General features: G+C 72.7%; 10 protein-coding genes. 1 reads left to right on the top strand and 9 read right to left on the bottom strand.

Features of this window, described 5'->3' with window-relative positions; translation table 11 throughout:
* Positions 1-22: 22 nt before the first annotated feature.
* The 9 genes from B7R87_RS01540 to eccD all read right to left on the bottom strand — a co-directional run bounded on the left by B7R87_RS01540 (position 23) and on the right by eccD (position 21,907).
* Positions 23-13,570 (bottom strand): hypothetical protein, encoded by a 13,548-nt coding sequence (locus tag B7R87_RS01540; protein ID WP_130585222.1) that lies wholly within the window; start codon positions 13,568-13,570, stop codon positions 23-25.
* Positions 13,571-13,573: 3 nt separating this feature from the next.
* Positions 13,574-13,957 (bottom strand): hypothetical protein, encoded by a 384-nt coding sequence (locus B7R87_RS01535; RefSeq protein ID WP_006350872.1) that lies wholly within the window; start codon positions 13,955-13,957, stop codon positions 13,574-13,576.
* Positions 13,957-14,460 (bottom strand): YbaB/EbfC family nucleoid-associated protein, encoded by a 504-nt coding sequence (locus B7R87_RS01530; RefSeq protein WP_006350873.1) that lies wholly within the window; start codon positions 14,458-14,460, stop codon positions 13,957-13,959. Before B7R87_RS01530 ends, B7R87_RS01535 begins: the two co-directional genes overlap by 1 nt.
* Before the next feature lie 28 nt (positions 14,461-14,488).
* Positions 14,489-17,458, bottom strand: a complete 2,970-nt coding sequence (locus tag B7R87_RS01525; protein ID WP_006350874.1) for an AAWKG family protein — start codon at positions 17,456-17,458, stop codon at positions 14,489-14,491.
* A 51-nt stretch (positions 17,459-17,509) separates the two neighbouring features.
* The gene (locus B7R87_RS01520; protein ID WP_006350875.1) at positions 17,510-18,010 is read right to left on the bottom strand and encodes a type VII secretion system-associated protein; all 501 of its coding nucleotides are present in this window, start codon (positions 18,008-18,010) and stop codon (positions 17,510-17,512) included.
* Between the two features lie 57 nt (positions 18,011-18,067).
* Entirely contained in the window at positions 18,068-18,388 is a 321-nt protein-coding gene (locus B7R87_RS01515; RefSeq protein WP_006350876.1) for a WXG100 family type VII secretion target, read from the bottom strand.
* A 117-nt stretch (positions 18,389-18,505) separates the two neighbouring features.
* The gene (locus B7R87_RS01510; RefSeq protein WP_006350877.1) at positions 18,506-18,847 is read right to left on the bottom strand and encodes a hypothetical protein; all 342 of its coding nucleotides are present in this window, start codon (positions 18,845-18,847) and stop codon (positions 18,506-18,508) included.
* Between the two features lie 79 nt (positions 18,848-18,926).
* Complete coding sequence (gene eccB / locus B7R87_RS01505; RefSeq protein ID WP_006350878.1) at positions 18,927-20,456, bottom strand: type VII secretion protein EccB; 1,530 nt, start codon at positions 20,454-20,456, stop codon at positions 18,927-18,929.
* Positions 20,457-20,506: 50 nt separating this feature from the next.
* On the bottom strand, positions 20,507-21,907 hold the full coding sequence (eccD, locus tag B7R87_RS01500; protein WP_130585221.1) for a type VII secretion integral membrane protein EccD: 1,401 nt from the start codon (positions 21,905-21,907) through the stop codon (positions 20,507-20,509).
* A 348-nt stretch (positions 21,908-22,255) separates the two neighbouring features.
* Between eccD and eccCa the strand changes: the two genes are divergently transcribed.
* Positions 22,256-26,224, top strand: coding sequence for a type VII secretion protein EccCa (eccCa, locus tag B7R87_RS01495; protein WP_040917043.1), 3,969 nt, complete (start codon positions 22,256-22,258; stop codon positions 26,222-26,224).
* Positions 26,225-26,232: the final 8 nt, after the last annotated feature.

The following is a 26,232-nucleotide window of genomic DNA, read 5'->3' as shown; positions in this document are numbered from 1 at the left end:
GCAGCGGGCGGACGGGGCCGGATCAGCGGCCGGGGTCCGGCACCGGGCCGCCGCCGGGCCCGGGGCCCGGGGCCCGTACCACCCGCGGTCCGGCGAACCACCGGTCGCCGTCGTGGAGCAGCAGGGCGTACGGCGTCACGGAGCCCGGGGCGCCGCCGATGCGGACGACCCGGCCGTCGGCCTCCGCCACCGCGACCACCACACCGAAGGTGTTCGCGGCGGCGGTCAGCAGCGGGAGCAGGGGGAGTTCGGCGGCGGGGTCGGCCAGGGCGGGGTCCGCCAGCAGCAGCCGCAGCCGTACGGCGGGACCCGCGGCGACCTCCCCCGCCGGGAGCACATCGCCGAGCAGGGTTCCCTGCGCGCGCTGGGAGTCCGTCAGAACCTGCCCCGCGCGCTCCAGCAGCGGCACCGGCACCATCACCGACCGGTCCAGTGGCGGGACATGGCCGTCGTCGAGCCGGTCGTCGAGCGGGTTGTCGTCCGCAGCGCCCGCCGGCCGGTCCAGGAGCCCGGTGCCCCGGCCGGGGAGCGGTCCGGCCGCCGCCGCCAGCTCGCGGAGGGCCGCCGATACGACGGCCACGGCGTGGCCCGGCCCGACCGGTACGGGACGCAGGGCGTAGGCGATCCCGTCGAGTACGTCGAGTACGGCACCGCCGTCGCCGGTGCGCCGCAGCCCGCCCGGACGGACGGGACCTCGGCCGTCGTCACCGGGGCCGACAGGAGCCTCCGAGTCCCCCCGGCCCTCCGGCTCCGTCCCGCTGCCGCCCGCCGGGGACACCGGGCCGCTCTGCCCGGTACGGCGGCCGGGCGCGGCCGGGGCCACCGCGGACAGGGAGCCCAGCAGCGAACCGGAAGCCCCCGTGCCCTCGGTGCGGCGCACGGTGTCCAGGGCCCGGATGTGCCGGGCCAGTGCGCGCAGGGCCGCGGTCTGGCGGGCGGCCTGCGCCGGCTGTTCGGCACGGAGTTCGCGCAGGGCGAGTTCGGTGTCGCGGACCCGGGCCAGGCCTCTGTCGCGGAGGCGGGTCCGCCGGGTGACGGCGTGCTCGGCGGCGCTCTGCGCGCGGGCGGCCCCGGCCACCGCGGCCTCCCCCTCCCGCCGGACGCGGTCCTGCTCGGTACGGGCCCGGTCGACAGCCCCGGCGGCCTCGGCCACGGTGGTGCGCGCGGCGGCCACGGCCGCAGCCCGGCCCTCGTGTGCGGCGGCCAGTTCCCGCCGTTCGCGGTCGGCGTCGGCGGCCCGCTCGCGGAGCCGTGCCGTGGCCAGGGCGTCCGGAGCGTACCGTTCGGCGCCGCGGGCCTCGGCGTCGGCCTGCCGCCAGGCCACCCGGGCCCGGTCGGCCTGACGGGCCGTCGGCAGCGCTTCGGCGTCGCGCACCGCCGACTCGGCACGGACGAGGGCCTCCTCCGCCTCGCGTACGGTACGGGCCGCGGCCTGCAGCGCGATATCGGCGGCGGCGACGGCCTCGTGGTGCCCGGCCCGTGCGGCCTCGTGGGCGGTACGGGCGGTGGTCAGCGCGGCCTCCGATTCCCGCAGCGCCCCGCCGGACGCCGTCAGCTCCTCGGTGAGGTCCCCCTCCCGGGCCGCGGACTGCTCCTGGGCGGCGACGGCGTCGTCGTGCCCGGCGGCCGTCTCCTGCCACTCCTGCCAGCGGGCCCGGGTGCCCGGGGTGATGTCGGCGGGGGTGCCGTCGGCGGCGAACGGCCAGTGCCGGGGGCCGTCGGCGGTACGCACCACCACTTCCACCGGCCGCCCGGCCAGGACGGCGGTACGGGAAGCGGCGTACACCGCATGGGCGAGCCCGCTGCCGTCGGGGTCGTCGCCGAGGGCGAGCCACAGCCGGGCGGCCGGATCCCCCGCGTCGAGTCCGGCTGCCAGCGCGGCCGGCAGATCGGTGACCGGATGCCGGGCCCAGTCGCGCAGATCGTCCGCGGTCTGCCCGGCGAGCAGCGCGGGCACGTCGTACACCCCGGCCAGGGGGCGTGCGGGCGTCACGCCGAAGCCGAACAGGTCGTGCTCCCCCAGCCGGACGGCGGCGGAGCCGGTGACCCAGCGCACCCCCTCGGGTCCGTGGACCGTGATCACGACATCGACCAGCGTCTCGTGGTTGCGGGTACCGCGCCGGTCGGTAGGGGCGGTGGAACGGCCGGTGCGCAGCCGGTTCAGCCCGGTTCCGGTGACGGTGCCGCCGTAGCCGGAGGTATGCGGCTGCTGCGCGGCGAGCGGTACCGAGAACGCGAAGAGGTGCCGGTTTCCTTCGGTCAGCGATTGGGTGCTCTGCTGGGTGAAGGCGAAGGCGCCGCCCGCGGACGCGGTGGCGGTGGTGCTGCGGCCCTGGCGGCGGACCCGGTCCACGGCGACGTCGTCGCCGGAGGTGACCGGCCGGGGATCGTAGAACGCGATGGACAGGACGGGCGGTTCCGCGGCGTCCGCCAGTGGCCAGCTGCCGGGCAGGTGCGGGGTGAGTCCGGCGGCGGTACGGGGCCCGTCGAGGCCGATCCGCCCGGTCTGCAGGAGTTCGCCGAGACGGGTGGCGACGGCCTCGTCGGGGCTGTCGGCGGACAGGCCCCACGCGGCGGTGGCGCCGGGGGCGACCGCCCGCAGCGCCCGTACCAGCTCCTGGGCGCCGTTGAACCGGTGGACGGGCACTGGACCGGTGGGTGTCAGCCGGAGTGCGCCGGGCGGCGGGGCTGCCGCGGCCGGGCCCGCGGCCCGGCCGGGGAGCAGTGGGTCGCCGGTGTGCAGACCGGGCGGCAGCGGGCCGCGGTGCCCCTGCGGCGCCGCCGCCTCCGAACCGGCGAACCGCAGGACGGTGGCGGCCGGTACGGAAACGCTGCTGACGGGGCGTCCGGCCAGCAGCCGCTTCGCCCAGGCGGTGAGACGCGCGGAGACCGGGCCTTCGAGACCGCTGAAGGACCGCAGCCCGGCCTGGAGCAGACCGCCCGGCAGATTGGCCGGCCATTCGGGGAGCAGCCGGGACCGCACCGATGCGGTGATCAGATAGTCCACACCGTCGAAGTCGGCGACGGTGTCGGTACGGGTCCACAGCCGGTCCTCGCCGGTCCGGTCGTTGCGGACGGTGCGCACCCGCTGGTGGGTGAGGGCGAGGGTGGGGCCCGAGCGGTCGGTGCGCCCGCTCACCCGGGGGCGCGGGAAGCGGGAGACGGGCGCCGCAGCCGTCTGGTGGGTGCGGGTGACCGTACGGGTGACGGCCCGGTTCTGCGGTGCGTGTGTCTGGACCAGCTCCAGACCCGCCGTCTCGACGGGCCGGCCGAGCAGGCCGCGCAACCCGGCCGTTCTCAGCACCGGTTCCGCGGCGAGGACCACCTCGACGAGCCGGGCACCGCCGTAGGCGACGTGCACGAACTGCAGCGACGAGCCGCCCGCCCCGAGACCGGGCAGCGTCCGCAGCGCGGCGGGCTCGGTGCGGCGGGCGAGTTCGGGGGCGACCTCGGGCAGATGGGAGGCGTGTCCGGGGCGGGTGGCGCCGGGTGCCTCGTCCTCGACCAGCCGGAACAGTTCGGTGCCCAGCCGGTCGCGCCGCTCGGCCCGGTGCCGCAGATCGTCGAGCTGAGTGAGCGACAGGACGGTGCCGAGGCCCAGCACACCGGTGCGGGCGAAGGCGTCCGGCAGCGGAAGGGAGGGCGCGGGCAGCGCCGGGAGCGCGGCACCGCCCGGGAGGGCGTACCAGCGGGCGTACCGGGCGAGGACCGCCTCGGGCGCGAGGAAGGTCACCGCGCGGGGCAGATCCACGGCGACGGTGACCGGTGCCCACTCGCCCAGACCGACGGCGTTGCCGAAGGCGTTGCGCACTCCGCGGCGGACGGTGACCAGCAAGGTGACGTCGCTGCCGATCAGATGGTGGCTGCCGGTATGCGTGGCGACCCGGGTGACCTTGGTGTTCGCGGTGTGGGCGGTCACCGTGTCGCGGCGCCGGGTGTAGGAGTGGCGCAGACTCGGATTGAACAGATGGGGCGCCTGGTCCGGGTCGGCCGGCGCGGTCTGCAGACCGGTGACGGCGCCCGTGAACTGGTGGGCCCGGCCGGTGCCGTGCTGCTGGGCGGCGGAGCCCGCGGAGAGAACGGACTGCTCGCTGTAGATGGTGGTGCTGCCCAGGTACCGGGGGTGGTGCAGATAGCCCTGGACCGTCACCTGGAGGACCTGGTCGGCCGCCGTTCCGGGCAGGGTGAGCCCGTCCAGGACGTACTGTCCGCCGAGGATCTGCCCGGCCCGGGCGAGCAGCAGACCGGGCCGGATGCCCGTATGCCGGGTTTCGGCGGCGAGGGTGCCCGGTGCGTTGCGGGCGGCTCCGAACGCGGCCACCGACAGCCTCTTGTAGACCGCGGCGCCCCAGAGGTGGGAGGTGCGGGCGGTACGGGACAGCGGGGAGCCCAGCAGCCGGGCGGCCAGGGTGGTCACGTGGTTGACGGGGCCCGGAAGGCGGGAGGGCGCGGAGCGGCGGGCGAGGTCGAGGGCGCGCCGGGTGCCGTCGCCGAGGAGCCCGGCCGTACCGGACAGGACGGTGCCGGTGGACCGGACGGCGCGGGTGAGGAGCCACGGCCCCGGGGCGCCGGGGTGGGTTCCGGCGACGATCCGGGAGAGGACGTCCGTCAGGGCGGCGGTGCCGCGGAAGCTGTCCACGAGGGCGCCCGCGGGCAGCGGGGCGACCCCGGGCAGTGGGCGCCCTTCGGTATCGGTGAGACCGAGCCGCCGCAGATCGTCGGCCGCCGAGCCGTCGGTGACCGGACGGCGCACCAGATGGCCGGGCCGGTCCGCGGGCAGGGGGGCCTCGCCCGCCGGGAGGGTGATGTGGTGCCGGACGAACAGCGACACCGTGCCGGGAACACCGCGCGGCGGGGCAACGGCCCCCAGAGGGGTCAGGGCGAGGGCTTCGGGGTCCCCGGGCCGCGGTGCATCGCCTCCGTCCGTGCCGGTGACTGCGCCGGTGGTGGTGGGTTCGTCGGCGAACCGGATCAGGGGGGTGTCGTCGTCGCCTTCGTACAGGTCGAGCCGGAAGAGCGCGGGCACGGTGAAGACGTCGCCGCCGTCCGCCGTCGTCAGCAGCAACTGCTCCAGGCCCGTGACATCACCGACGGAGACCAGGTCCGTGCTCTGCGCCGTACCCGTGTACTCGGGCCCGGCGTTCACCGTCCCGGCACCCCCGGCGACGGGGAAACCGAAGAGGAAACCCCCTCCGCCGGAGCCGCTGAGCGCAGTGCCGCGCCGGCGGCTGCCGCCCGCCTCGTAGCTGCTGAAACCGAGCGGATGGGCCTGCGGCAGCCGGCGGACGTGCTCGCTGAGCCGGTCGGCATCCCGGTCGACGGACAGCTTCAGCCGCACCCGGCGGGTCGCGGCGACGGTGGACGGCCTCTCCAGGAACGGCAGATGACCGCCGTCGACCGCCTCCGGCACCGCCAGGGCGATGCCGTACCGGGAACGGAACCGGCTCCAGCGCGTCAGATTGGCCAACTGGGCCCGGCGCAGCGGCTCGTCCAGCCGGACCGTCGGCCTTCCGGCGACGGGCGCCGCCACCGGCGGGAGAAAGCCCTCGGCGCGCAGCCAGGCCTCCGCGCGGTCCAGCGCGGCGGTCAGACCGGGGCTTTCGACACGGAACGGCAGCTCCCCGAGCCCGATGCTGCCGAGCCGCTCCAGACGCTCGGGCAGCGCCCGTACCTCCGCGCCCCGCGGGCGGTGTCCCGTCATGGCATCGCGCGGCGGCACCAGCAGGTGCAGCCCGTCGGTCCAGGGTCCGAAGGCGGCGCGGACCTGCCCGCCGCCCGCCCGGTGCAGGACGACCTCGTAGCGCACGGTGGCAGGGGTGAGCAGTTGGCTGCCGGTGGTGAAGCCGCCGTGCAGCAGGCTCGCATTGACGGTGCCGACCAGGCTCTCGTCGACCTTCCACGCGCCACCGGCCCGGCCCAGGAGCCCGATGCCGAAGCCGGGGGCAGTGGACCGGTCGCCGGGCTTGCGGCCCGGCATCAAGGTGGGTCCGCCCGCGGCATCCACCCCGATACCGCTGCTGAGCTGGGCCGACTGCTCGACGGCGGCGCCGCGGCCCAGGAAGTTCTCCAGGGAGAGCTTGCCATCGGGGGCCCGCAGCAGGGGCCGCTGCGGGGTGATGTGCGCGATGAGCTGGACCACGCCGACAGCTCGGTCGCCGGTATCCGCGAGGACGGTGGAGAACACACCGCCGTCGGTCTGCGGCAGCGCGGTGCCGCGCCGGACCCGTTCCGCGAAGAAGTCCTCCAGGGCCTCCGCGGAGCCGGGCCCGAGGGACCGCAGTTCCGCGAAGGCCGGTTCCGCGAGGACCTCGGAGAGCAGCCGGCGGGGATCGGCGATCGACTCCACGCCCCACAGCGGCAGATCGTCCAGCGGGCCGGGCTCGGGCAGCCCTGCTCGGTCCGTGCCGTCGACGACCACGCGGTGCTCGGGGAACCAGCCGGTGAGTACGGAGTGCGACTGCTCGGGCTGCCACTGGCCGTGGGCGTCGCCCGGCGCGTCCACCCGGACCTGCCACAGACCGTCGAGGTCCAGCGGGCGCGCCGGATCCTTCGCGTTGTGCTTGCTGAGGGTCTGAAAGGCCTCACCGACGCTGAGGCTCTGGGTGAGCTGGTTATGGGTGAGGCTGGTGATGACCGTGACATCACCCCAGCGCAGGGGCCCCGAGCCGACCGAGTGGCTCAGCGACCAGGGGAGGACGACGGTCCGGTGGGTGCCCCAGCTCTCCGTGCCGGAGAACACCTGCGTACCTTCGGCACGGCGCTCGACCTGGACGTCCGGCGGGTTCGCCGCCCCGCCGCCGTAGTACCGCGCCGAGTGCCGGGGGTTGCGGTGGGCGAGCCGCACGTCGACCGTGCGCTCCCGGCCCCCGTGGTCGACCGTGATCCGGTGGCCCCGGCCGCTGCGCAGATCGGCCCGGTGTTCCTCGATGTCCTCGGCGGACAGCAGACCGGCGACCCGGGCCCGCAGCGCGGTGGCCTCCGGGGTGCCGTCGGGCACGCCGAGGGCGTCGGTGATCTGCCGGTACAGACCGTCGAGCACATGCTGAGGGGTGCGCTCGAACAGGACGAGCCCGATATGGCCGTCGTGGTGCTGCCCGTAGGAGCGGGCATAGGCGGACAGTTCGGGGAGGTCTGCCGGTGCCGTCGTGCCGGTCCGCGGCAGCCCTTCGCCGCCGCGGCCGGACCGGTCGGTACCCGTGGCGGCGTCTGTGGCGGTGTCCGTTGCGGCTTCGGTGGCAGTGTCCGTGGCGGCGGATTTGCCCGCCCGGCGGTGTGCGACGGGGGAGGGCGGAGCGGCCGGATGGTTGCTGCCGGTGGCGGCGTGCCAGAGGGCGCGCGCCGCCCGGTACCTTTTCTTCCCTCCGCCCGGGGCGGGCTGCGAAGTGACCGGATGCTCCTGCGGCCGGTGGGTGCCGGTGGCGGCGTGCCACAGCGCACGCACCGCGTCGTACGTCCTCGCCTTTCCGCCCGGGGCCGTGACCGACGCGTCCGGACCGCCCGGCGGCGGACTGCTGCTGCCCGTCGAGCCGTCCCACAGCGCGCGCACGTCCTCGTACGCTTCGCTCCCGTCGCCCGGCTCGCCCCCGGCGACGTCCCACAGGGCGCGGGCACGCGCCAGCGCCTCGTTGGAGGTGTCCGTGGCGTCGACCGGGTTGACGCCCGGGGGAGCCTGGGGACCGGGGCCGTACAGCCGGAACAGCAGGGGATGGAGACCGGGCTGGTTCTCCTCGACCCACTTCGGGCCCCCGTTGTTGCGGGGCAGACCGGTGTACTCGTCGGTGCCTCCGTTGGCCCGCAGGTAGACATTGGTGAGCTGGGCGAAGAACTCGTACTCGTTGAGACTGCTGTAGTTGGGCCCGCTGCGCTCGCCCGTCTCCGCGTCGTAGGAGTACAGGGCGCCGTCGGGCCAGGCTCCCGCCTCGCCCAGCCGGTCGGTGGCCCGGTAGACGTCGAGGATCAGCTGCTGGTCGGCGGCGTCCAGACCGTGCATATGAAGGGTGTGGGCGACCTCGTGGATCGTGGTCGAGTAGCCGTCGTGGTAGGGCTGCGCGTCGGCGATCCCGGGCTGCTCCCCGAGGAGGTTCTCCTCGGTGACGGCAGCGCTGTGCAGGCCCGCGCCGCGGACGTCGTCCCAGGGCCGCTGGTCGGCGGTCGTCCGGCCCTTCAGATGTTTGAAGGGGCCCAGGGAGGTCATGGGCTCGTCCCGGGGCACCACCACGACGCGTGAGCCGCCCTTGACCAGCCGGGCGGTGACGTCGGGGTCGTGGAAGAGCAGCGCGACCTCGGTTCGTGCGCTCTTGCGGGCGGTGACGGGCTGGTGGACTCCGTTCGGGATCTGGATGATGAGGTCGGCGGCGGTGGTGGCGAAGTCGGCCGGGGTGAGGGCGGAGCGCAGGGCGTTCACCAGGGCGGGTCCGGCGGCGAGCCGTTCGCGCTGGTCCGGTGTGAGTCCGGCGATGGCCTTGGTGCGTTCGGCGGTGGGCATGCCGGGCAGCCGGGTGGCGAGGGTACGGACCGGGTCGGCCACGACTTCGGGCAGGATGCGCAGTTCGGCGGCGAGCGCGGTCAGCTCCGTGCGCAGGTCCGGCAGATCGGTTTCGTCGACCCCGAGGTCCAGCCAGAGCTGTTCGTGTCCGGCGAGTGTGTCGGGGTCCAGGGCGGCGTCGAGGAGTTCGCTGAGCTGTACGGAGAGGAGCGGGGCGGCCCCGGGAAGCGCGGCGGCACGGTAGGCGTCCGCCCCGGCCCGGATCAGCGTCGCGGCCCAAGAGCCGTCGGCGGGGGTACGGCCGAGCGCCCACAGCAGGTCGAGGAGGTCCCGCCCGCGCAGCTCCCGGTCCGTGCCGGTGGCCAGGGCGAGGGCGGCCCCGGTGACGGATGCGGCCGGTGCGGGCAGCGGGAAGCCGTCGGCCGTGACGCTTCCCACGGGCGGGCCGCCGGAGGCGATCCGGACCGTGATGCCGTCCACCGAGAAGGAGACGGTCCCGCCGTCGTCGGGGCCGGGCAGGGGCGTGATGCGGCCTTCGGGCAGTTGCCGCTCCAGGGCCCGGCGGATGTCGTCGGCCGGGGGCGGGCCTTCCGAGACCAACTGGAAGTCGACGGCGTTCAGCGGGCTCGGATTGCCGAACTGCACCACGCCGCGGGCGGCACCGGCCAGCACCGCCGGACGCCCGAGGCCGTGCAGCGCGAGCGCGACGTACTGTCCGACCTCCAGCACGGGGTCCGGGTGCGGCAGGAAGGCGGGCGCCTGCGGCTGCGCGGGCACGGCGAGCGGGGGGAACGCGCCGGCTCGGGGCGCGGATACGGCGGTGGTGCCTCCGGGTTCGGGCACGAAGCCGGTCCCGGTCTCCGTATCGCTGCTGTCGCTGTCGCTGTCGCCGTAGCCATCGCGGAGCAGGGCGCGGACATGGGCCAGTCCTTCGTTGAGGACCTGGGTGGCCTCGACCGGATTGACCTTCAGGGAGCGCTCGGGGCCGGGGCCGTACAGCCGCCGCATCAGGCGGTACAGGGAAGGGTGTTTCTCCTTCACCCAGTCGGGGCCGCCGTTCTCGCGGGGCGCCCCGGTGACCGGGTCGTTGCCCGTGTTGGCCCGCAGGTAGACATTGGTGAGCTGGGCGAAGAACTCGTACTGGTTCTGGCTGCTGTAGTTCGGTCCCCTGCGCTCGCCCGTCTTCTCGTCGTACGAGTACAGCGCCCCGTCGGGCCAGGCTCCCGCCTCGCCCAGCCGGTCGGTGGCCCGGTAGACGTCGTTGATCAGTCCCAGTTCGGTGAAGTCCAGTCCGCAGCGGTGGACGATATGGGCGACCTCGTGGAACGTGGCCGAGTAGCCGTCGGGGAGGTGCTTCACCCTGCCGATCGTGGTGTGTTCACCGAGCAGGTTCTCCTCGCTGATGGCGGCGTGGAGGGTGGCCACACCGCGCATGGTGTGGAAACAGCGGCCGTCCGAACTGGTCGCGTCCTTGAGGTCGTGGAAGGCCTCCAGGGAGGTCACCGTCCGGTCCCGGGGCACCACCACGACGCGCGAGCCGAGCCTGACCAGCCGGGATGTGACCTCGGGGTCGTGCAACAGCAGCGCGACCTGCGTGCGCGCGCTCTCCCGGGCGCTGACCGGCTGGTGGACTCCGTTCGGGATCTGGATGATGAGGTCGGCGGCGGTGGTGGCGAAGTCGGCGGGGGTGAGGGTGGAGCGCAGGGCGTTCACCAGGGCGGGTCCGGCGGCGAGCCGTTCGCGCTGGTCGGGTGTCAGTCCGGCGATGGCCTTGGTGCGTTCGGCGGTGGGCATGCCGGGAAGCCGGGTGGCGAGGGTACGGACCGGGTCGGCCACGACCTCGGGCAGGGCACGCAGTTCCGTGGCGAGCGCGACCAGTTCGCCCGTCAGCCGTGGCTCGTCGTCCTCGGAGGCTTCGTTGTCGGCCCAGAGCACCTCGTGCTGGTGCAGGGTTTCGGAATTCAGCGCGGAGTCGAGCAGTTCACTGAGCTGTACGGAGAGGACCGGGGCGGCCCCGGAGGGCGCGGCGGCACGGTAGGCGTCCGCTGCGGGCCCGATCAGCGCGGCGGCCCGGGGACCTTCGGCAGGGGTGCGGCTGAGCGCCCACAGCAGGTCGAAGAGGGCCTCGTCGCGGAGTGACCGGTCGGGCGCGATGGCCAGGGCGAGGGCGGCGGCCGCGAGGGAATCGGCCACGGAGGGCAGCGTGAAGCCGGGAGCCGTGTCGAAGCCCGAGGGCCGTGGGCCGACGCCGATGCGGACCTCGACGCCGTTCACCATCAGGACGACCGTCCCGGCCCGGTCCTGTCGGGGCAGGGTGACGACCGGCTCTCCGGGCATGCCCTCCAGCTCCCGGCGGATGTCGTCGGCCGCGGGCAGACCGGTCGCGACCAGGTGGAAGTCCACGGAGAGCAGGGGGCGGGGGTTCCCGAACTGCACCCGGCTGCGCGCGTCCCCGGCGAGCACCGCCGGATGGCCGAGGCTGTAGAGCAGTCGGCCGACGACGGACCCGACGGTCAGCATGTAGTCGGGACGGTGCCTGACGATCAGTCCCGCCGCCCGCGGCGGGGCGGTGGGGTGGTGACCGGGCCGGGAGACCGGGGCGCTGTCCGACTCCGAGCCGGATTCTGATTCGGAATCCGATTCGGACTCGGTGTCGGACGGTGAAGCAGGCGGGAGCCCGAGGGCGGTGACGAGCGGACGCGGACCGTCCGGAAGGGCCGTCCAGATCCGGTCGGGGGACTCGGAAACGGCCGGGCGGGGCGGGCTCGTTCCGAGGCGCGGTCCGTCGGACTCCAGAGTCGGACGGACGACAGGGGGGACGGTCTCCGGCCGGGCCACGGCCGTGGCATCGGCCGCCGTGGTGTTGCGGGTGTCGGTGGTGGTGTCGGTGACGGACTCGGCGGTCCGCAGCGCCTGCGGTGTGAGGAGCGGACCGGTTGCCGGCTCGGCGGTGGGTGCGAGGCCCGCGTGGCGCAGCAGTTGGCGCAGGACGGTGACCGCGTTGTCGGCCCGGCGGCGTTCGCGATCGGCGGGGGAGAGCCCGGGATCGTCACCGTACAGCCGGATGTGCTGCTGGTCGGAGGGCGCGGGGCGGTCCGTCGCGGAGAGTTCGACCGCCCGGGAGGCATGCGGGGCGACCAGCACGGAGAGGTCGACGTGGAGCTGGTCGCCGGAGCGCGGCAGCAGCAGTCCGTGGTTGACCTCGGTGTCGAGCAGGGTGCGTACCCGCTCCTGCAGATCGTCGAGGTCGACTCCGGTGAGGCCGGGGCCCGGGCGGACGGGGATGTCCAGGGAGAGGGAGCGTACCCACCGGCCGTCGTCGGCCTGGACGCGCCGTACCTCGGTATCGACGGTGGTGGGCTGGGCCTGCCGCCCCGGCGCACTCTCGTCGGTGTCCTGCGCCGCCGGTATCTCGGTGCGTACGACGGTGGCGGGCGTCGCGTCCTGCCGCGACCGCCACTGCTCGGGCCGGACCGGGTCCGCGGCCCCCGCCGGACGGGTGACGGGCGGGGTGGTGGCGCTCTCCGGCGCCGGGGTCTCCTGCGGGAAGCCGTCCGGCGTCTGCCGGGGGGTGGAGCCGGTGCGCCGGGCGGTGTCCGGCGTCTCCCCGGCCGGACGGCCGGTGCCGGTACGGTCGGGCCCCGGAGCGGTCGACGGGCCTGTGCCCGGAGCCGTGTGCGGCAGCGGAACACCGGTGCCCGGCCCTGCAGTGGCGGGCGCCGGGGCTGCGGGGCCGAGAACGGGCAGATCGCGGGGGCCGACGACGTTCGTCGTGGTGCCGGTGGAGTCCCCGCGGGTGCCCGTGCCGGTGCCCGTGTCAGGGGATTCCCCGCCCGGCAGTGGACCGTCCGCGCGGAACGGGTCGAGCCCGCCTACCGGCAGCGGCGGCGGCAGGGTGTTGAGGACCGGCACCGGGGTGCCGGACACGAGGGGCGGGACGACCACCGGCGGTACCGGGTGGTGCACCGGCACGGGCGGCGGCACGGAACGGCCCGTGGTGACCGGCCCGGGACCCCCGGACGACGACGTGGCGGTGTCCGGCGCGGGCCCCGAAGTGTGGACGACGACCTTGTTGCCGCCACCGTCGGGGAAGGCGCCGGGGCCGAACGGCGGGTTGTACGTGCCGAACACGTTCCGGCCGTCGAAGAATTTGCTGTTGAGGCCCTTCGCGAGATGGTCCAGGGCACCGCTGAGGATCATCTCGGTGACGGCGCTGATGCTGCCGCCCGCCATCGACATCAGATCGAACTTCCAGCGGTTGTCGAAGAGCCCGTTGACCAGGAACTCCGCGAAGGCCTCGCTGGGACCCTCGGCGGCCGCGTTGCGGAAGACGTTCCCCCCGACGACACCCCACTTGTTGTCACCGAAGTTGCGGAACTGGTTCTTGAAGATGTCACCGATGTACTTGGAGACGGCGGAGCCGAAGAACCCGGCGAGCCCGCCCACCGCCAGGGCCTTGAGGATGTCGCGCCCGTCGATGCCGTCGGGACGGCGCTTGCCGTCGTTGAGGGAGAGCATCGCCAGCCGTACCGCGAGCGTGGTCAGGGCCTCCTGCAGAGCCTCGCTCAGCGCGGGCAGCAGATGGGCCTGGTTGAGCAGACGCTGCATGATGGTGAGGACCGCCACCGTGGTGCGCGCCTTGGCGACGGCGGCCTGGCTGAACGACAGACCACCGGTGAACACCGACAGCGCCGCGATGACCGCCAGTTCGGCCAGCAGGACGAGGGCCTCGGCGATGATCTCGAACTTGGACTCCATGATCTTCTGCGACTGCTTGACCCGGTTGTCGGAGACCTGGCGGATCTGCCCCGCCAGATCACCGAGCAGATCCGGGCCGCCCGCACCGGTCAGGGGCGCAAGCGCCTCCTTGAAGCTCGCCGCGACCTGCGGGGGCAGTGCCCCGTCGACCCTGCCGAGCAGATCGGTGATCTCGTTCCGCAGGTCGAGAACCTGCGCCGACTTGTCGTCGTAGGGCATGGAGCTGGAGAACGCCATGTCCGATGAGGCCTGCAACGGCAGCTCACCGAGCAGGACGAACAGGATGTAGCGGGCCGGATCGGGGAACTCGATGCTGTCGGGGATCAACGGTCAGTGTTTTCCGTCGCTCTTGCCGCCGCCGCCCCCACCGACCGAATCGGTGCTGCCGCGCAGCCCGCCGATATCGTCCAGGTTCTGCGACTGCGTGGACCTGATCTTCTGCAGCGCCACGAAGTGGCCCTCGACGGAGTTCTCGAAACCCTCCGCGACCAGGTTCAGACCGTCCTGGACATAGGTGAACTCGCGATCCGCCTGGGGTCCCATCTCCAGGGCGTAGTCGTCGTTCACGCCGTACCACATCGACGTCGGCCCCACCGCCGCCGGAAAGTCGTTCGCGACCTGCCGCAACCGCTTGGTCAGCGAACGGGCCTCGGAGATGAACGCCGCCAGCTTGGCGGGGTCCCCCTCGAAGTACGATCCGTATCCGTAGCTCATCACTGCCCCCTCGTCCGGCTCGTCCGGTCCTCGGCACGCGTCACGGGGCCGGGATCCTCGCCGTCCTCGGTGATCTCGTCGCGCAGCCGGTCGCTCGCCCCGCCGCGGCCCGCAGAGCCCCGCTCGACGGTGTCCAGCAGCGGGCCGAACACATTGCCCCAGTCCACTCCGGAGCCCTCGATATGCGGCCTGCCGCCGACTGTTTCGGACAGCGGGCGGAAGGTGTCCAGCACCGTGCGGGCCATCTCCGCCTGCGCCTGCCGCGCCGCCTCCAGCACGGCCGCCGTGAGCTGCGGGGCACCCATCGTGCGATATCTGCCGTCGAGGAAGCGCACATCGACCAGCTGCCCCTGGGCGTTGACGGTGACCTCCACACTGCGGTCCCCCGACCGCACGGTGACGTCGGCACCGCGCAGCCGCTCCTCGGCGGCGGCGACGGCCTGCCGGGTGCGTTCCAGCCCGGCCACCGCCTTGGCCAGCCGCTCCTGAATCGGTTCGTTCATCTCTTCCGTCCCCTGCCGGTACCGGTGCTCAGCGGCCGATGACGGCGGGCGCGCCGCCCTCGTCGGTGCCCCACACGTCCTCTTCCTCCTCCACCCAGGACATCCGCTCGCGGTCGCCGCTCTCCGTCTGCCGGTCCCCACCGCCCATCGGCGGCATGTACGGCATACCACCGGATGCCGTGGCGAGGGAGCCGCGGCCCGCGGCCGAGATCTCCTCCCGGCCCTGTCCCGTCCCGGCCCGGCGGGTCGTGACCGGCCTGCCGTCGTCGACCGTGCCACGGACGCGTTCACCCTCCGCGCCACCGGTGGAATTGCCGTTGAGCCGCGTGCCCATGGGAAGCATCGGCATGCCCATTCCGGCTCCGTTGCCGGTGCCCATGCCGTAGTCGGCACCGCCGGGGGCGTCGAGGACCCGGTCGTACAGCTCTTCCTCCCCACCGGCACCGGAGTAGGCGGGGTAGCCCCCGGTGGCCGAGCCGGAACCGGAACCGGAACCAGAACCGGAGCCCGAGCCGTAACCGGGGCCGGGCCCGGAGCCCTCGGGCAGGCGCAGTCCGTCGGGGACCGCGGCGTCGGGCCTTCCCGGCCACGAGGAGCCGGCACCCGGGCCGAGATCCCGCAGCTGCCGCTCGGCACGCTGCTCCGCCTCGCCCTGCCTCTGCTCGGCCTCGCGCTCCATCTCCTGCTGCCTGGCCCCGGCTTCGCGTTCCTTCTGCTCCTGCTTGGCTTCCGCTTCGGCCTGCTTCTTGTCCTGTTCCGCCTGGAGCCGCTCCTGCCGGGCCTCCTGCTCGGCCTCCTTGCGCTCCTGCTTCGCCTCGGCCTCGGCCTGCTTCTGCTCGGCCTCCTGCTCCTTCTCCTCCTGCCGGGCCCGGTACTCGGACTCGGTCTGAATCCGCTTCTGCTCCTGCTCGGCCTGTTCGGCCTCCTGCTCGGCTTCCTTCTCCGCCTGCTTACGCTCGGCCTCGGCCTGCTTCTGCTCGGCTTCGCGCTCTTTCTCTTCCTGCTTGGCCTCGGCTTCGTGTTCCTTCTGTTCTTGTTTGACTTCGGCTTCGGCTTGTTTCTGTTCCTGTTCCGCCTGGAGTCGTTCCTGCCGGGCTTCCTGCTCGGCCTCCTTCTCCGCCTGCTTGGCCTCGGCCTCCGCCTGCTTCTGCTCCTGCTCCTTGCGCTGCTGCTCCCGGTCGAAGCGGGCCTGGTTCATCAGCAGGGTCTGACGCTCCTGAGCCTCCCGCTCCTTCTGCTCCTGCTTCGCTTCCTGCTCCGCCTGCTTCTGCTCGGCCCGCTGCTCGGCCTCGGCCTGCTTGGCTTCGGTTTCGCGTTCTTTTTGTTCTTGTTTGGCTTCGGCTTCGGCTTGTTTCTGTTCCTGTTCTGCCTGGAGCTGTTCCTGCCGGGCTTCCTGCTCGGCTTCCTTCTCCTCCTGCTTACGCTCCGCCTCCGCCTGCTCGGCCTCGGCTTCGCGCTCCTTCGCCTCCTGCTTGGCCTCGGCGTCCGCCCGTACCTTCGCGGCCCGCTCCTCCGCCTCCGCCTGCGCCCTCGCTGCCCGTTCCTCCGCCTCGCGCTGCCTCTGCTCGGCTCGCGCCTCGGCCTCGGCCTGCTTGCGCTCCGCCTCTTCCTTCAGCAGACGGGCCTTCTCCTCCGCCTCAAGCGCCTTGCGCTCGGCCTCCTCCTTCGCCAGCCGGAGCTTCTCCTCGGCCTCGGCCTTCGCCCTCGCCGCCTCGGCCCGGTCCCGGAAGGCCTGGTCCTTGGCGAGCAGATTGCCGAGATTGACCGAAACGGTGGTCACCTTCTCGGGGAACTTCTGGTCGTTGAAGGCGTTCTCCACGTCGATGAGGGCCTGCTTGCCCGCGGTGGACAGCACATCCTGGACACACTTCTGCCAGCGCCGGATGGCCTCTTCGCCGATCCTCTTCCAGGTGTCCTTCTGCTCCAGCATCCCGTAGGGGCTGACCGCACCCGAGAAATTCTCGTACTTGACGTAGTGGTAACCGCCGGAGGAATAGCCCCGGGAATTGAAGTTGTGCTGGTAACGCACCTTGGTGATGTTGTGGCGCCAGATGTGGTCGGTGATGTCCAGCAGCACATCGTGCAGCCAGCGCAGCGGATTCCCGGTCAGGAGCTGCCAGGTGTCCCATGCGCCGTGGAGCTTCCGGGCGGCGTTGGTGACATCCGTACGGTAGCCCCGCAGGTCGTTCCCGTACGTGGAGTTGACCGTGCCGGACACCGGGAACTGTTCGCTGTACGACTCATAGGTGCGCACCAGGCCGTGAATGAGGTCCTTGAAGACCCCGGCGGCCTGCCCCTTCCACGACGCCTCCTGCTTCCCGAGGTCGAACTCCCAGTCCTTCAGTTCGCGGGTACGGGCCGCGAAGAACTGCGCCACCCGGTCGAATGCCTGCGCGTTGTACTCGAAGGTCTCCAGATCCACCGCGTCCGCGTCGTGCACTGGCAGGTCGTTCCAGGTGAAGTGCAGGGTGCTGCCGCTGTACAGCAGCTGCTCCAGGGCCTTGCCGCCGCCGTAGCTGTACTGGGCCAGCGCCTTGTTGCTCCAGACCGTGTCCTTGGCCTGCCCCTGGAAGTCCTTGCCGAGCCCGCTCTTGAACTCGCCGCCCATCACCACGCCGCCCGCAGGCGCGTCGGAGGTGCCCGAGGTGCCGAGGAGGGTGATCCGGGCCTTCTTCATCTTGACCCGGGTGTTCACCGGCGCCTCGGCGACCGGCCCGTCCTTGCCCGAGTAGAACGGCACCACGAAGTCGGTGTTCTCCACCCGCCAGCCCGAGTTCTCCGTACGCCAGGTCAGATCGTTCACGGCGTCGACCACGGCGTTGGACGGCTCCCCGTCGTGGTCGGAGAACTCCACCCGCATCAGCGGAATCGAATCGTTGCCCACCAGCGAGCCGAAGAGGAGCTCGCGCTTCGGCATCACATAGCCGGTGAGCACCTGGACGGCGGTGTGCCAGTAGTCGTCGACGGAATCGGCGGGGTAAACGACGTTCTCGGCCACGAGGGAACTCTCCGGGCTTCGGGGCGGGACGGTACGGGCGGAAGACGGCGGTCACTCGTCCTTGTCGTTGCCCCCGCTGCTCTGGCCACCGTTCAGACGGGCCTCCACATCCTCGAAGACATCCAGGAAATCCTGGCCGTCGATGCCGGTCAGATTGCCCGACTGGGCGCTGAACAGCGTCTCGATACTGGCTTCGAGGTTGTCGACGACATCCTTGAACAGCCCGCTCTGCTCCTCGTAGATCTTGGTGAGCCGCTCGGCCGACTTGCCGATCGCCTGGTTGAGCGCAAGACCCTTGCCGTGCAGATGGTTCTCCTTGAGCATCGGCCCGAGCATCAGCGGCCGCGAGGCGCCGTAGGTGGCGAAGTCGCGTTTGCCGGAGAGATCGGCGTCCCCGATGAGCTTGGCCATGGAGGGGCCGGACAGCGGATCGTCCAGGGCGATTTTCCGCAGCTCCTCCAGGAACGGCTCGACACGGTCGCGCTGGAAGGCCTGCAGGCCCGCCTTGTCCATGCTGAGCTTGCCGGTCTTCGCGTTGGGGTCTTCCGCCATGGCGCGTCTCCTGAGGGTCGGGGTGGTGCACGGCGGGCCGCCGGCCCGCGGACCGGGTCAGCGGCCGATCTTCACCGAATCCCACATCTGGGTCAGCGACCGCTCGCTGTACTGGTAGTTCTCGGAGACGCTGGTCAGCAGTACGGAGTGCTTGGTCAGCAGCTGCTCCATCGCCTCGACCGCGCTGTTCCAGACCTGCTGCTTCTGGGCGTACACGTCCTTGTCGTCACCGATCCACGAGTTCTTCAACTCGTTCAGCTCCGCGTCCAGATGGGTGAGGATGCTGTCGATCGCCTTGGTCTGGCTGATCAGGTCGTCCGCGGCGTTGCTCATCTGCGAGTAGTCGACGTAGATATAGCCGTCGGAGAAGTCCGTCATGTCCTGTCCTTATCTTGCGCGGCTCGTGCGGCTCGCGCGGCCCGTGCGGCTCGTGCGGTACGGAGGATGGGCGCCCGGGGCCCGTACGGCGGCCCCGGAGGGAAGCGGATGCCGGGATCAGCCGCGCAGCGCGTCGAAGACGGCGTCCGACTGGGCGTACTCCTGGTTGATCGAATCGACCGCGGCGCCCTGCTGCTTGCCGTGCTCCACGAGGGTGTGGTTCAGCGTTTCGATCATGTCCTGGACATTGACCATGATGACGTCGGCCTTCTCCTCCCACGCGGTCACGAGGTCCGCGAAGGCCTTGCCGTCGCTGCCCTTGTAGTGGGCCATCAGGTTGTTCTTGGTGGTCTCCACGTCCTGGCGGCACTTGGTGATGCCGGTGAAGGCCATCTCCAGCGCCTGGACGCCGTTCCGGGTCGCGGACTCCTCGGACTGCTGCATTCCGTTGGCGGCCATGCGTCGCCCTCTCCATCGTTCGGCCGGGACCACCGATGCTAGGAAGCCGGGATTGCAGTCCGGCCTTGCTTTCTTGCCGTCACCTTGTTTTTCCGTTGTCGCCCGCCGGGGAGCCCGGACGATCCGCCGCCGCGGCGGCTTCACCGGAGGCCCGCGAGGGGCATCGCGGGGCGGTGACCGCGGCCCGGCCCGCAGCGGCGGCCTCGGGGGTCAGATCGGGTCCTGAGGGCAGCATGGCCGGAAGCAGTGCCGGGATCTCGCCGGGAACGACGTCCTGGTAGCCGAGGGCCTTCACCGCCGCCGCGGTCGCCAGCCGGTACTTCACTCCGGTCTCGGTGACCAGATAGAGCGTGCCGCCGAGTTGGCCCCCGCCCGCGCCCACCAGCCGCACCAGGGAGCCGCGCCCCGGCCGTACGGTGACCCGGTCGACGGGCAGACAGGCCGGGGCCGCGATGCCCGAGGCATGCTGGGCGACCGGTCCGAGGTCGGCGACCGGGGCCAGGGTGATGCCGAACCGGGGGCCCTTGGCGTCGGGGGTGACCAGCGCGCACGGGGTACGGTCCCGGGGCACGCTCACCGCCTTCGGCGGGGTCTCCGGCATCCGGCCGGGGCGCGCGGCCCGCCCGGCATCGGGCGCCGAACGGCCCTGGAGGGCGTCGGAGGTCAGCGCCGCGGGGACCGGTACCGCTCCGCCGTAGGCCTTGGCACGGATCCCGGGGTCGGCCAGCAGCAGGGCGAGTTCGGTGGCGGTCACCGGGGCCAGGCCGTCGGCGCGGAGCACGTAATGGCGCTCCCCGGCCCCCGGCACGGCCAGGGTGAAGAGCTGTCCGAACTTGGTGGGCCGGCCGCCGAGCGCCGGGCCGGCGCCGCCTGCCCCCTCGACGGCGGGGGCCGCGAGATCGGGTCCGGCGGGCAGCGCGTTGAGGAAGGCCGCGGAGACCGGTACGGGCCGTACCGAGGCGTACCCCAGGGCCTCGGCGGCAGTGGACTCACGGTCGATACGGAGCCGGCTGCCCTGCCAGATCAGATAGTCGCTGCCGTCGGGCCCGGCCACCAGCAGCCCCTGGTCACGGCCCGGACGGTCGCCGTCGCCTTCCCGTCCGACGGCCAGCGTGGTCACCAGTGCGGTGCCGCCGTTGCGCGGGACCGCGGAAACGCACACCTGCCAGGGAGCCTGCGACAGATCGCCCTTGGCGGGCAGTTCGTCGGGGGCGCCCTCGATACCGACGGGCGTGCCGCGCGGGGTGCCCTTGAGGGAAGCGCTGCTCACGGTGGTCGTGGCGAGCTTCGCGCCGCCCAGCAGCTTGGCGGAGGTGTAGTTGCGCACCGGGCGCAGCCGGCCGTCCAGGTACAGGTAGCGGGCGCCGGTGCCCTTGTCGACGATCAGATGGCCGGAGGTCTGCCACGCATTCTGCTTGCCGGGGCTGACCAGGCCGACGACGAAGGCCCCGACCGCGACCAGGACGGCGATGATGATGCCGATGGCGATCCCGCGGTTGGTACGGCCCTGGGGGCTCTCCGGAGCGTCCGGGTCGGAGCGGAGAATGCCCGAGGTCAGTCGGCTCATCAGGAACATATGGGCCTGGACCTGGTCGCGCTTGTTCTGCATGGGGTTGATCGGTCCTTCGAGTCGGCGGTCCTTCGGTGGTCCGGTTCCGGTCAGCCGTTCATGGCCCGCAGCCATCCGTAGACGCCGAGCACCCACAGCGACAGGGGGAGCAGGCTGATGGCCGTGGCGGAGTGCAGGATCTCGGCCGCCCGGCCCCAGTACGGCACCAGACGCCGCCCCGGCACGGTCCACGAGGTGATGGCGAGCCCGGCGGCGACCGCCACGAGCCCTGCTACCAGCAGCAGCCGCTCGGCAGGGGCGGCCTGCCCGGCCGCGCCGTGGACCAGCAGCGCCGCGCCCCAGACACCGGCCGCGACCAGGGACAGCCGCTGCAGGACGTTGCCGAGGGCGCGGCTGTGGAGGAGCAGCAGCAGCGACAGGGCGAGGGCCATGAACACGGTGGGCAGGGTGAAGCGGTGCGCCAGACCGGAGAGGCAGACCGCGCAGACGGCGGCGGTGGCGGCGTACAGGCCGGTCATCCAGCCGTCGGCGACGACGGTCCGGGCGGCCACCGACGACGGGGAGTGCGGTTCGATGCCCTCCTGGAGCTGCTCGGCGTTGGACGGCAGCGGAGGCATCCGCAGACCGGACAGCCGGAACGACATCGACGGTACGAACGCCCCGAACACCACCGCGGTCAGGGCGACCACACCGGCCGCGTGGCCCGGCCCGAGGTCCATGGTCATCATCAGGGCCCCGGCGAGGACCGCCGCGGCCGACACCACCACCAGGGCCAGGAACAGCGCGGCGAAAGCGGCGACGGCGGCGACCGCGAGCATCGCCCCGCCGGCCGCCGCGGCCCCCGCCGCCAGCAGCCGGGCCCCCAGCACCTCCCACTGGTCGGGACCGTCGAGCGCACCGCCGGGCAGCAGCCAGCCGGCCAGGGCGAAGTACGGGGCGGCGGCGAGGCCGAGGGCGGCTCCCGCCCCCGCGTCACCCACCGCCCGGCCCGCGGACGCCGCCCCGCCGAGGAGCAGCAGCCCGGTGGCCGCGGCCGCCAGGGCCCGCAGCCCGCCGGAGGGACCCGGCACGGCGAGGACGGCCAGACCGGCGGCCAGGGTGAGCACCAGCAGGGTCAGCAGCACCCGGCGGGCGGCCTGCGCGGTCCAGGCGAACGGCTGGGTCTCCATCGTCGTGGCGACGCCCTCGACCAGATCGTCGAGGAGGACCTCGGGCAGGGCGTCGGTGTGCGGCCGCAGATGCAGGGTCTCGCCGTCGAGGACGCCGTGCGACTCCAGGCTGGTGTCCTCGTCGAGCGGACGGCCGCCGAGCCGCTGGAGCACCCAGCCGCCGTGCTCCAGGCCCTGTTCGGACAGGTCGTCACCGGCGTACCGGACCAGGGCGGGCAGCAGATCGGCGACCGGGACGTCGGCGGGGACCGCGAGGTCGATGGACTTGGCCGGAGCGCGTACGGTGACGCGGCACAGTGCGGACGTGGTGCTGTCGGTCATGGGGAGAACTCACGCTTCGTCGGGAGGCCCCGTCGGGTCTCCGGCGGTCGGGGACGGGTCGAAGGGGGAGGGACGCATACGCGGTCGGAGGCGCACCGCGCGACCGCACCGGTTCCTCCGCCTCGCGCAGGTCCGTACGAGTGAACCGTGAGATGGATCGTAGACTGCCCGTGGCCGGTGGGTTCCTCCCCCACGGGGCCGGGCGCGGCGATGCGCACACTTCGCGGCGGTCTGCCCAACTCGCCCGGCCCGTCCGCCTGATCGGCCGCCTCCCCGGCCCCGGAAGGCCCGCCCCGCACCCGAGTCCCGCCTGTGCCGTTCCCGCGGCGCCCGGAAGGAGAGCGCTCGTTGAGTACCGTCCTTTTCCGCCGGCCCGCCCGCAGACGCGGACCCGATATGCCGGACGGCGAACTGAGCCTCCAGGAGCCGCCCGTACTGCCGGAGGTCACCCCGGACAGCTCGGCCGTGTGGAACTACCTTCCGATGGCCCTGATGTCGGTGTCGATGGTCCTGATGTACATGCGGCCCGGCGGTTCCCGCAGCGGCGTGTTCATCTATCTCGCACTCGGCATCATGGTGGTCTCCGCGGCAGCGATGATTCTCGGCCAGTACGTGCGCCGCAGCAGCGAGCGGAAGCAGCGCCTGAACGGCGACCGGCGGGACTATCTGCGCTACCTCCGCCAGATGCGGCGCAAAGCGCGCACGGCCGTCGCGGAACAGCAGCGGGCACTGGCCTGGCGGCACCCCGAACCGAGCACGCTCTGGTCACTGGTCGGTACCAGCCGGCTCTGGGAACGGCGCCCGGGGGACGAGGACTTCGGTGAGGTACGGGTCGCGGTCGGCGACCAGAAACTCGGCCTGAAACTGGCCCCGCTCGCCACCAAACCGGTGGAGGACCTGGAACCGCTGAGCGCCCACGCGCTCCGCAGCTTCACCCGCGCCTACTCCACGGTCCCCCGGCAGCCCATCGCGGTCTACCTCCGCACCTGGGCACGGATCCTGTTCCGCGGCGAACCGGAGCGGATCCGCACCCTGGCCCGGGCGATGGTGGCGCAGCTCGCCGTGGTCCACTCGCCCGACGACCTGTGGATCGCGGTCTGCGCCGCCGACGACCGCCGCGCCGACTGGGAGTGGGTGAAGTGGCTGCCGCACAACCTGCACCGGGCCGAGTCGGACGGCGCGGGCGCGGTACGCATGGTGGTCACCTCCGTCAACGAGCTGGACGAACTCCTCGGCCCCGAGTTCGCGGAACGGCCCCCCTTCGATCCCGAGTCCCGGGCCGGCCGGGAAGAGCCGTACGTCGTGGTCGTACTCGACGGGGTGACGCTCCCCGGCGGCCACCGCGCCGACGGACCGGGCTTCCGCAACGCCGTACTGCTCGACCTGGACTCCGCCCTGACCTGGCGGCCGGGCCGGGCGACCCTCCGCCTCGACCTGGCCGGGGAGACCCTGCAACTGGTCCGCACCGACCGGGAGCGCAAGGAACAGCTGGTGTCCCTGGGGCAGCCCGACACCTTGGGCACGGCATCCGCCGTGTCGCTCGCCAAACTGCTCGCCCCCTACCGGATGGGCGTGGGCCGGGAAGCGAGCGAACCCATGGCCGCCGACACCGAACTGACCACCCTGCTCGGCATCGCAGACCTCCACCGCCATGAACCGGCGTCACTCTGGCAGCGCCGCACCCGCACCGAAAGGCTGCGCGTACCGATCGCCGTCGGCCCCGGCGGCACCCCGGTGGAACTCGACATCAAGGAATCCGCCCAGGGCGGCACCGGCCCTCACGGCATGCTCATCGGCGCCACCGGCTCGGGCAAGAGCGAACTGCTGCGGACCCTGGTCCTCGCCCTGGCACTCACCAACTCCTCGGAGACACTGAACTTCGTCCTCGTCGACTTCAAGGGCGGTGCCACCTTCCTGGGCCTGGACGAACTCCCCCACACATCCGCGGTGATCACCAACCTGGCCGACGAGGTCGAACTGGTCGCCCGGATGCAGGACGCCCTGCACGGCGAGCTGATCCGCCGCCAGGAACTGCTGAGGTCCGCGGGAAACTACACCTCGGCCCTGGAGTACGAGAAGGCACGGGCCGCCGGAACACCGCTGGACCCGCTGCCCAGCCTGTTCGTGGTCGTCGACGAGTTCAGCGAACTCCTCGCCGCGCACCGCGAGTTCATGGAACTGTTCGTGATGATCGGACGCCTCGGCCGCAGCCTCGGCGTCCATCTGCTGCTGGCCTCGCAACGCCTCGACGAGGGCCGGATGCACCAGCTCGAATCGCATCTGTCGTACCGGATCGGCCTGCGGACCTTCTCCGCCATGGAGAGCCGCGGAGTGCTGGGCGTACCCGACGCCTACGAACTGCCGCCGACCCCGGGCAGCGGCTTCGTCAAAACGGGTGTGGAGGCCCTGACCCGGTTCCGCGCGGCATACGTCTCCGGCCCCTACCGGCGCCGCAGCGGCTCCGCCCACCAGGCCCGGATCGCCAGCCAGGTGGTGCCGTGGACCTCGGACTGGGTGGTACCCCGGCAGCTCCCCGACCCGCCGCCCGAAACCGAGCCCGAGCAGCCTGAGGAGGAGAGCCGGTCCCTGCTGGCGGTCGCCGTCGAACGGCTCCGGGACGCCGGACCGGCCGCCCACCAGGTGTGGCTGCCGCCGCTGAACGAGCCCTCCGCACTCGACGAGATGCTGGCCCCGCTGACCCCGCATCCCGAATACGGGCTGACCAACACCGCACTGCGCGGGCAGCTCAGGGCACCGGTCGGCATCGTGGACCGCCCCTTCGACCAGCGGCGCGAGCCCCTCGTCGTGGACCTCTCGGCCGCCGGGGGCCACGCGGGCATCGCCGGTGGACCCCAGAGCGGCAAATCGACCCTGCTGCGCACCCTGATCTGCGCACTGGCCCTCACCCACACCCCGCGCGAAGTGCAGTTCTACTGCCTCGACTTCGGCGGCGGCACCCTCGCCGCACTGGCCGGACTGCCGCATGTCGGCGGAGTCGCCGCCCGCATGGACAAGGAACGCGTCGGCCGGGTGATGTCCGAGGTCACCACCGTGCTCGCACACCGCGAGAAGTTCTTCCTGGAGCACGGCATCGACTCCATGGCGACCTACCGGCGGCGCCGGGCCGCCGGGGAGTTCCCCGACGAACAGTACGGCGACGTGTTCCTGGCAGTCGACGGCTGGTCCACCGTCCGCCAGGACTACGACCACTGCATCGGCACCTTCAACGCCCTCGCCGCACGCGGCCTGAACTACGGCATCCACCTGCTGATCACCACCTCCCGCTGGGTCGAACTGACCGCCGCGGTCCGCGACCAGACCGGTACCCGGCTGGAGCTGAGGATGGGCGACCCCATGGACTCCACGATCGACGTCCGCAAGGCGGCCACGGTGCCGCGGACACCCGGCCGGGGCCTGACCCGCGACGCCAAACTGCACTACCTGGCGGCGCTGCCCCGCGTGGACGGCCGCACCGGCGCCGCGGACCTCTCCGACGGCGTGGCCGGTCTGGTCGCCCGGGTCACCGAACACTGGTCGGGACCGCCCGCGCCGCAGGTACGGATGCTGCCCACGCTCCTGCCCGCCGCCGAACTGCCCCCCATCCAGGACGACGGCGTACGGATCCCGCTGGGCGTCGAGGAGGAGACCATGGGCACCCTGTGGCACGACTTCTCGACCAGCCCCCACCTGATCGTCGTCGGCGACGCCGAGAGCGGCAAGACCAACCTGCTGCGGCTGACCGCCAAGGCGATCATCGACCGCTACACCCCCGCCGAAGCACGGATCATGGTCATCGACTACCGGCGCGAGCTGGTCGAAGCCGTGCCCGACGCCTACCGCCTCGGGCACGCGGTCTCCCTGGACGCCCTCAAGGAACTGGTCGACGGCGCCGCCCGGGCGGTGAAGACCCGGCTGCCCGGCGCGGACATCGCACCCTCCCGGATGCGGCTCTGCGACTGGTGGACCGGCCCACGGCTGTTCGTCCTGGTCGACGACTACGACATGGTGGGCGGCGGCGGACCCCTGAACCAGCCCTTCGCCCCGCTGATGGACCATCTGGCACTCGGCTACGAAGTGGGAATGCACCTGGTGGTGGCCCGCTCGGCGGCGGGCGCGGGACGCGGCCTGAACGATCCGCTGCTCCGCCGCATGCTGGAGGTCAACACCCCCGGCATCCTGCTGTCCTGCCCGCCGACCGAAGGCTATGTGTTCGGCAACGTCAAGGGCCGCAACCTGATCCCCGGCCGCGGCACCAGGATCACCCGCCGCAAGAACGTCGACATCCAGACGGCGCTGGTCGACGAGGTGACCCCGTGACACCCCCG

This window comes from Streptomyces tsukubensis, from assembly GCF_003932715.1.
GTDB classification, from domain to species: domain Bacteria; phylum Actinomycetota; class Actinomycetes; order Streptomycetales; family Streptomycetaceae; genus Streptomyces; species Streptomyces tsukubensis.
The sequence above is the reverse complement of the archived record's forward strand: the minus strand, read 5'-3'. Positions and strand labels throughout refer to the sequence as shown.